Here is a 7,253-nt window from a genome sequence, read left to right on the forward strand (position 1 = left end):
TCCGTGTTTCATCTGTGTGCATCTGTGGCTGAACGGTTACGATAACAGAAGACAGAGCACAGGTTCGGCGCTATGAGAAGACCAGATCCAAGAATATCACAAAAGATCGCCTTTGCCATACTTTTATTATCTACCCTTTTTGTCCTTGTCCCGGCAGGGCTGATTGTCCTGGTAATTATCAAAAACGGGCTTGGGGCGGTAACCTGGGAATTCCTAACTACCGCCCCCCGTAATGGCATGCGAGAGGGCGGAATTCTGCCGGCTATGGTGGGAACCGCTTGTTTAGTAGTAGGGGCTATGAGCGTGGCTATCCCTTTAGGCGTGCTATCGGCTATTTATTTGAACGAATATGCCGGCCAGAACCTCCTAACCAGAGTGATTAAGTTGGCCATTATTAATCTGGCCGGGATTCCTTCAGTCGTTTATGGCCTCTTTGGTATGGGGATTTTTGTCATCTTTTTGAAATTCGGGGCCTCTATCCTGGCCGGATCCCTTACCCTGGCGATTATGAACTTGCCGGTTATCATTACGGCTACTCGTGAGGCCCTGGCCAGTGTTCCCCAATCTTTCCGGGAAGTGAGTCTGTCTTTGGGTGCCTCTAAATGGCAAACGATCCGACATGTGGTCCTGCCCAATTCCATCCCGGGCATCCTCACGGGTATTATCCTTGAGATTAGCCGGGCGGCTGGGGAGACCGCCCCGATTCTTTTTACCGTAGCGGCTTTTTACCTGCCCGGACTTCCCACCTCTGTCTTTGACCAGGTAATGGCCTTGCCCATGCATTTATATGCCATCTCAACCCAGATACCCAACATCGAACTTGAGGTCCGTTATGCCACGGCCCTGGTGCTTCTGGGGTTAGTCTTCGGTGTTAATTCTATGGCTATCATCATCCGGGCTAAATTGAGAAGGAAAAAGGCATGGTAAACCCAGGAGAAAGAAAAGATGGCCGGTCCTTTACCCGTAAAAGTTTTAACTGAAAATCTGAATATATGGTATGAGGACCGCCTGGCGATCAAATCTCTATCTATTGAAGTCCAGGCGAACGAAATACTGGGCATCATTGGTCCGGCCAATAGTGGCAAGACCTCATTTTTACGGACATTAAATCGCCTGATTGATCTAATTGAAGGAACAAAGGTAACCGGCCGCGTAATGATAGATAATACGGATATCTATGGGCAGATCGATGTTGAAGCACTTCGACGCAAGGTAGGCATGATCTTTGCCCTCCCCACCCCTTTGCCGATTTCCATATTTGACAATGTCGTTTATGGATTGCGCCGAAAAGGGATAAAAAATCTGTCCTTACTTGAAAAAGCGGTAGAGCAAAGTCTGAAGGCGGCTTATCTCTGGGATGAGGTTAAAGACAGACTGCATCAACTGGCGATGAAACTTTCCGGCGGACAGCAGCAGAGACTTTGTATCGCCCGCACCCTGGCCCTGGAGCCGGAGGTAATCCTCTTTGATGAACCCTGTTCAGGACTTGACCCTGTTTCTACCGCCAAGGTAGAAGAGGCTATGATGAAATTGAAAGAGAAATATACTATCATACTGGTAACCAACAACACCAAACAGGCCGCCCGGGTGGCCGACCGCACCGCCTTTTTTTTGATGGGAGAAATGATCGAGATAGGACAGACCGAAAGGATTTTTACTGTGCCGCAAGACCAACGAACAGGGGATTATATTACCGGTAGATTTGGATAAAAATAGTGTAACTATTCGGGTCTTTTGACAGGATTTACAAGCAAGATGGACAGGATGTTAAATAAGTAGGTTATCCGGTTAATCAAAAAAATTATCTTAACGCAGCCTCTGGCCGCAACCAAACGAGAATAAGTTTTGAGTTTCGAGTTTTGGGTTCCTCCCAACTCGAAACTGAAGTAACTATAACTTGATCATCGAGTGATAGACTATGGCTATAATAGAAGTAAATGACTTAAACCTATATTATGGAAACTTCCAGGCCCTGAGAGGAATTAATCTTTCTATTAAAGAGAACAAGATTACTGCCCTGATTGGTCCTTCAGGTTGTGGCAAATCGACCCTTCTGCGGACATTTAACCGAATGAATGACCTCATTGAAGGAGTGGTAATAACAGGGAAAGCCCTTATAGATGGAGAGGATATATACCATCCCAAAACAGACTTAATCAAACTTCGTAAAAAAGTAGGCATGGTATTTCAACGGCCTAATCCTTTTCCCTTTTCGATCTTTGAAAACATCCTCTTTGGAATGAAGGTTCACAATGTTCAACCTGATAATGGATTTGAGGTGGTAGTTGAATCTTGTTTAAGAGAAGTTTTACTCTGGGATGATCTGAAAGATAAACTCCATACCTCAGCCCTAAAGCTTTCCTTAGAGCAGCAACAGCGGCTTTGTATCGCCAGACTTTTACCAGTAAAACCGGAGATCTTGCTTATGGATGAACCATGCTCAGCCCTCGATCCGATGGCTACTCAAAGAATAGAAGAATTAATGCAAGAGATGAAAAAGGAGTATACCATTGTTATCGTTACCCACAATATGCAGCAGGCGGCTAGAATATCTGAAGAGACCGGTTTTATGTTGCTGGGTGAATTGATAGAATTCAGTGATACAGCGACCATCTTTACCAGGCCGAAGGATAAACGAACCCAGGATTATATCACGGGAAGGTTTGGATGATTAACAATTAACCATTGATAATTGATTGATAAGTAACTATTCAGCCACTAAGGCACAAGTAACCGTTCAGCCACAGATGCACACAGATGAAACACGGAAAATCCGTGAGCCGTGTCCGTGATTCGGGTCTGTCCTTAGGCTGTAGGGACAACCCTTGTGGTTGTCCGTCTACGGAACGGACATGGACAAGCACGGACAGGGACAAGCCCTGTCCCTACACTTCCGCCTTCTGTCCTGTGTTATTTATCCGTGCTAATCCGTGTAGCTATACCTGAACGGTTACAGGCACAAAGACACAACCTCGATCCTCGATACTCGATCCTCGATCCTCGATGCTCAATACTGGACACTGAATCCTTTACCAGCATCGAACATCGAGCATCGAATATCGAGCATCGAGCATCCAGCATCGAGCATCGAGGATCGAGGATCGAGCATCCAGCATCATGTGATGAACGGTTACGATAATTGTAAATAGGAGGTGACCAAGATGGAGAGACATTTTGATGAAGAATTGAACTCATTAAAGGAACAACTGCTTATGATGGGCGGTTTAGTGGAGGCGATGGTAAATCAGGCCATAAAAGCCCTGGTCGTTCGTGATGCCAGCCTCGTGGAAGAAGTGATTAAAAAGGAAGAGGAGGTGAATAAGCTCCATTTAAATATAGATGAACTCTGTCTTCAGTTGATTGCCTTAAGACAACCTCTGGCCATAGATCTAAGATTCATTCTGGCTTCCTCCCGAATAATCTCTGACATGGAAAGAATGGGAGACTTAGCCATAAATATTACTGAGAATACCTTAGAGCTTTTAAAGGTGCCTCCCTTAAAGCCACTGATCGATCTGCCCAGGATGGCTGAAATTACTCAAAAGATGGTCAAAGATTGTCTTGAGGCCTTTATTCGGAAAGATACCCTTCTGGCTCAGACCGTAATCGATAAGGACGATGAGGTGGATGGCCTCAAAGATCAAATCTTTCGGGAACTCCTGACTTATATGCTGGCTGACGCCGGGGCTATTAAGCGAGCCTTAGAGCTTATTCTCGTCTCGCGCCATTTAGAACGTATCGCTGATCACGCGACTAATGTGGCCGAAGATGTTATCTTTCTGGTTAAGGGCAAAGACATCAGGCACCCTCGGGTTTATGAAGAACGCTCCCACACGGCCTAAGTTCCTTTCAGCCTTCAGCCTATTCACCTGAGTCGTTACGTGGCGGCTTCGCTATGCTGGGCTGGACTACTCCCGTGGCTTTACTATGGCCACCGCATAGCTGTCAGGTTTAAAATATTTCCTGGCTACCCGCTGGATGTCTTCCCTGGTCACGGCCTCGATTCGCCCGGCATAACCATCACCATAGGCATATCCCAGACCGTAAAGTTCATCCAGGGCCGCTTCAAAGGCCTGAGAAGAATTGGTCTGCCGGTCGATCTCTTTAGTCCCAATAAGATGGCGTTTGGCCCGTTCTATCTCATCTTCGCCGACCAACACCTCTTTCAGTCGGTCTATTTCTTCTAAAAGCCCGGCCCTGGCCTCCTCGATTTTTTCCGGCACGGTTCCCACGTAAAAGACGTAAGCCCCTGGATCAAGACCTAAGATATCAAAGGTCCCCACAAAATAGGCCATGCCCAGTTTGCCCCGGATATGTTCAAATAACCTCGATCCCTGCCCTGAAAGAATTGAGGTCATAATTTGAAAGACATCCCGGTCCGGGTCGGCCACATCAACCCCGGGGAAGCCAAGTAAGATGACCGCCTGTCTTCTCTCTTTCTCCTCGACTGCTTCTCGAACCTGAGTAATCCGACCCTCCTCAGGGACTTTTACCTGAGGCAACTCCTTGGGCTTAAAATCCTTAAAGATGCGGCTGATCTGTGGAATAACCTTCTTTTGATCCACATCCCCAAAGACAGCCAACACCATATTGTTGGGCCGACAATAATCCTGATGCAGTTGGATAAGATCTTGGCGGGTCATCTTAGCTATGCTTTCCGCCTGCCCAATGGATTGAAAACGATAGGGATGGGTCTTAAAGAGGGTCTTTTGCAAAAGTTTCCTGGCCACCGTAATGATGTCATCCTCCTGGGCCTTGATGCCCGCCTGGATAAGCTCTCTCTCCTTCTCCATTTCTTCGGGTGGAAAGATGGGATTCATCAGGCAGTCGGCCAGGATTTCCAGCCCCAGGTCAAAATCATCCGATAGAATATTAACCGAGGCCCCAAAACTGTTATTCCCCCCGTATGCCCCGATGGAACCACCTCTTGATTCAATGGCATAGGCGATCTCTTCCCTGGTGCGACCTTTGGTACCCTTGAGGAGCATACCCTGAAGGAAATTGAAGATGCCGTTGTTAGCCTCCTTTTCTAACCTGACTCCCCCTTTAAAGACCGCCCGAATGGAAACAGCCGGCAAGGAATGATTCTCACGGACAAGCACCGTCAGACCATTTTTAAGGGCCGTCTTGGTTATTTCCTCTCGGGGGAGAGCGGCTGGTGTCCAAGTCTCGGCGGACTGATCCTGCTTGGGAGTCAACACGGCCACGGTCAGGTTGTCCATTCGGAGATATTTTCTCACCACCCGTCTAATATCTTCCGGCTTTACCTGCTTTATTCTGTCTACATAAGTCTTCGAATAGTTAATATCCCCGGTCACCAGTTCATTAGAGGCCAGATCCCCGGCCTGGTCTTCAATGGTCTCTCTGGAAAAGATATGATCAGCCACCACTGACTGTCTAGCCCTGGCCAGTTCGTCTTTGTCTACCAACTCTATCTTTAGCTTATTGACTTCCTTAAAGATAGCGGCTTCGGCCTCCGCTAATTTTTCGGCTTCCAGAGTAGCTGAGAAGCCGAAGATACCCGGATAGGCCGGGGTATATGACCAGGCGCTGATGGAATGAACCAATTGCTGCTTCTCTTTTATCTGGCGGTATAATCTGGAAGTGGCCCCCTGCCCCAGGATAATGGCTGCTACATCAAGGGGATAGACATCATCCGAATGGATGCTTACCGTATGAAATCCGGCCAGGAAATGAGCCTGACTCACATCCCACGGCCTGACCTGCCTTCTTTCTCCCAACTGAGGCGGTTCTTTCGGGATAAAGATGGGGTGCAGCTTCTGGCGGGCAAAATCCTTAAAAGTCTCCTTAATTTCCGAGAGGGCTTCAGTCTGCTCAAAATCACCCGCCATAACCAGAATCATATTATTAGGGATATACATCCGCTGGTAATAGGTGACTAAGTCGTTTCTAGTCAGTTCCTTAAAAAGAGGCTCATAACCAATTGTCGGATGACGATAAGGGTGCAAGCGATATGCCTCGCTAAAAAAGAGGCGATGCAAAAGCCGGTCAGGATCATCCTCATTCATATTAATCTCCTTTAAGATAACCTCCTGCTCTTTGGCCAGTTCTTCGGGATCAAAGGAAGAATTCATCACCGCATCAGCCATAACCTCTAAGGCTGTTTTCCAGTGTCTTGAGGCAATAGAGATATGGTAGACCGTCCGGTCCGATCCGGTATAGCCGTTGATAGTTCCGCCGGCCCCCTGAATAGTTCGGGCAATCTCACCCACCCCCCTCATTTTTGTGCCTTTAAAGAGCATATGTTCCACAAAATGAGATAGGCCGGCCCCCATATATTCCTCTTCCGTAATCGCTCCGGCCTTAACCCACATCTGAAGGGCCACGACTGGTGCGGTATGCATCTCTTTTAGAATAACGGTCATCCCGTTGTCCAGGATGTATCGGAATGCGGATGGCGGATGGCGGATTGGCGCGGCTTCCGGTAATGGAGCAGGAATGCTCTTACAGCTAATAAGACCTATGATCAAGGCCAGGCTTAGAATTAACCCCCCGATCAAAGATGTCTCTCTTTTGAATTTCATAGCCAACCTCCTATATTTCTAAAAGCCTTCAGCCTATCCACCTGAGGAGTTACTCTCTCTTAATAGAGGCTGAATAGTTACATAATATATAGCATCCGACAGAGTTTGTCAATAATTATTTGGGCCATCTGTCGCCGGTGACCCCCGCCCAACCTCCTGACCGCCAGCTTCTTGATAAGCTAAGCCAGTGTGCTTACTGGAGATTATTGAAGCTTTATCAGACGGTCTTCTACGCTTTGCCTTCTATTCCGTCCAGTAAAATTGAGGAAGTATTTGCCCACGAGGTCTTCAGATTGCTGAACATGTCCACTCTCCTCCACCGAAAGCTGCTTCCCCTGAAGTTACCTGCGAACCATTCTATGACGATCTCTCCTATGGGAATAAGGCCTTTCTTTTCCACTTGATGGCCCAATCTGGCGTGATCATCTTGGGACACCACTTCCCCCAAAATTTTCCTCTTTTCCTCTTTTCCTCAACTTTTCGCTTGACTTACTCATTTTTATATGCTATAATCCACAATCATTAGGCTCAAGGCACTAAAAAACATCTGGGGGGCACTTCTATGACACTTCTTCCGAATCACCCTGAAATCAAAATTCGGCATCGTTTCAAAATGCTGAAATAGCAGCTTTACACTTTTAGCAATTTTAGGCAATGTGTGCAGCAAACATAAACAGCCTTTTCCCGCTCTGAAAGCCAGTTTGGGAC

At 47.2% G+C, this 7,253-nt stretch carries 8 protein-coding genes; 4 read left to right on the plus strand and 4 right to left on the minus strand.

Going from position 1 to position 7,253, the window contains the following annotated elements:
• Positions 1–72 precede the first annotated feature (72 nt).
• The 3 genes from pstA to pstB (AB1797_11705) all read left to right on the plus strand — a co-directional run bounded on the left by pstA (position 73) and on the right by pstB (AB1797_11705) (position 2,671).
• Positions 73–927, plus strand: coding sequence for a phosphate ABC transporter permease PstA (pstA, locus tag AB1797_11695; protein ID MEW5768260.1), 855 nt, complete (start codon positions 73–75; stop codon positions 925–927).
• Positions 928–945: 18 nt separating this feature from the next.
• A complete protein-coding gene (gene pstB, locus AB1797_11700; GenBank protein ID MEW5768261.1) occupies positions 946–1,710 on the plus strand; it encodes a phosphate ABC transporter ATP-binding protein PstB in 765 nt (254 codons plus the stop codon).
• Positions 1,711–1,918: 208 nt separating this feature from the next.
• On the plus strand, positions 1,919–2,671 hold the full coding sequence (pstB, locus tag AB1797_11705) for a phosphate ABC transporter ATP-binding protein PstB (GenBank protein MEW5768262.1): 753 nt from the start codon (positions 1,919–1,921) through the stop codon (positions 2,669–2,671).
• A 239-nt stretch (positions 2,672–2,910) separates the two neighbouring features.
• Here the strand turns inward: pstB (AB1797_11705) and AB1797_11710 are convergent, their stop codons facing one another.
• On the minus strand, positions 2,911–3,081 hold the full coding sequence (locus AB1797_11710) for a hypothetical protein (protein MEW5768263.1): 171 nt from the start codon (positions 3,079–3,081) through the stop codon (positions 2,911–2,913).
• Between the two features lie 80 nt (positions 3,082–3,161).
• On the opposite strand from AB1797_11710, the gene phoU reads away from it, so the two are divergent.
• Entirely contained in the window at positions 3,162–3,842 is a 681-nt protein-coding gene (gene phoU / locus AB1797_11715; GenBank protein MEW5768264.1) for a phosphate signaling complex protein PhoU, read from the plus strand.
• Between the two features lie 66 nt (positions 3,843–3,908).
• Here phoU and AB1797_11720 read toward each other — a convergent pair whose 3' ends face one another.
• The 3 genes from AB1797_11720 to AB1797_11730 form a co-directional block, all read right to left on the minus strand.
• Entirely contained in the window at positions 3,909–6,545 is a 2,637-nt protein-coding gene (locus AB1797_11720; GenBank protein ID MEW5768265.1) for a pitrilysin family protein, read from the minus strand.
• A 229-nt stretch (positions 6,546–6,774) separates the two neighbouring features.
• The gene (locus AB1797_11725) at positions 6,775–6,993 is read right to left on the minus strand and encodes a hypothetical protein (GenBank protein ID MEW5768266.1); all 219 of its coding nucleotides are present in this window, start codon (positions 6,991–6,993) and stop codon (positions 6,775–6,777) included.
• Positions 6,994–7,044: 51 nt separating this feature from the next.
• The coding region (locus tag AB1797_11730; GenBank protein MEW5768267.1) for a hypothetical protein at positions 7,045–7,253 on the minus strand (209 nt) is incomplete at its 5' end.

The organism is bacterium, assembly GCA_040753085.1.
In the GTDB taxonomy this organism is placed as follows: domain Bacteria; phylum UBA9089; class JASEGY01; order JASEGY01; family JASEGY01; genus JASEGY01.

Excerpts from the sequence above, each read along its gene's own strand:
- AB1797_11720 (MEW5768265.1), bottom strand. The coding sequence starts at position 6,545 with ATGAAATTCAAAAGAGAGACATCTTTGATCGGGGGGTTAATTCTAAGC.
- phoU (MEW5768264.1), top strand. The coding sequence starts at position 3,162 with ATGGAGAGACATTTTGATGAAGAATTGAACTCATTAAAGGAACAACTG.
- AB1797_11710 (MEW5768263.1), bottom strand. The coding sequence starts at position 3,081 with ATGCTGGATGCTCGATGCTCGATATTCGATGCTCGATGTTCGATGCTG.
- pstB (MEW5768262.1), top strand. The coding sequence starts at position 1,919 with ATGGCTATAATAGAAGTAAATGACTTAAACCTATATTATGGAAACTTC.
- pstA (MEW5768260.1), top strand. The coding sequence starts at position 73 with ATGAGAAGACCAGATCCAAGAATATCACAAAAGATCGCCTTTGCCATA.
- pstB (MEW5768261.1), top strand. The coding sequence starts at position 946 with ATGGCCGGTCCTTTACCCGTAAAAGTTTTAACTGAAAATCTGAATATA.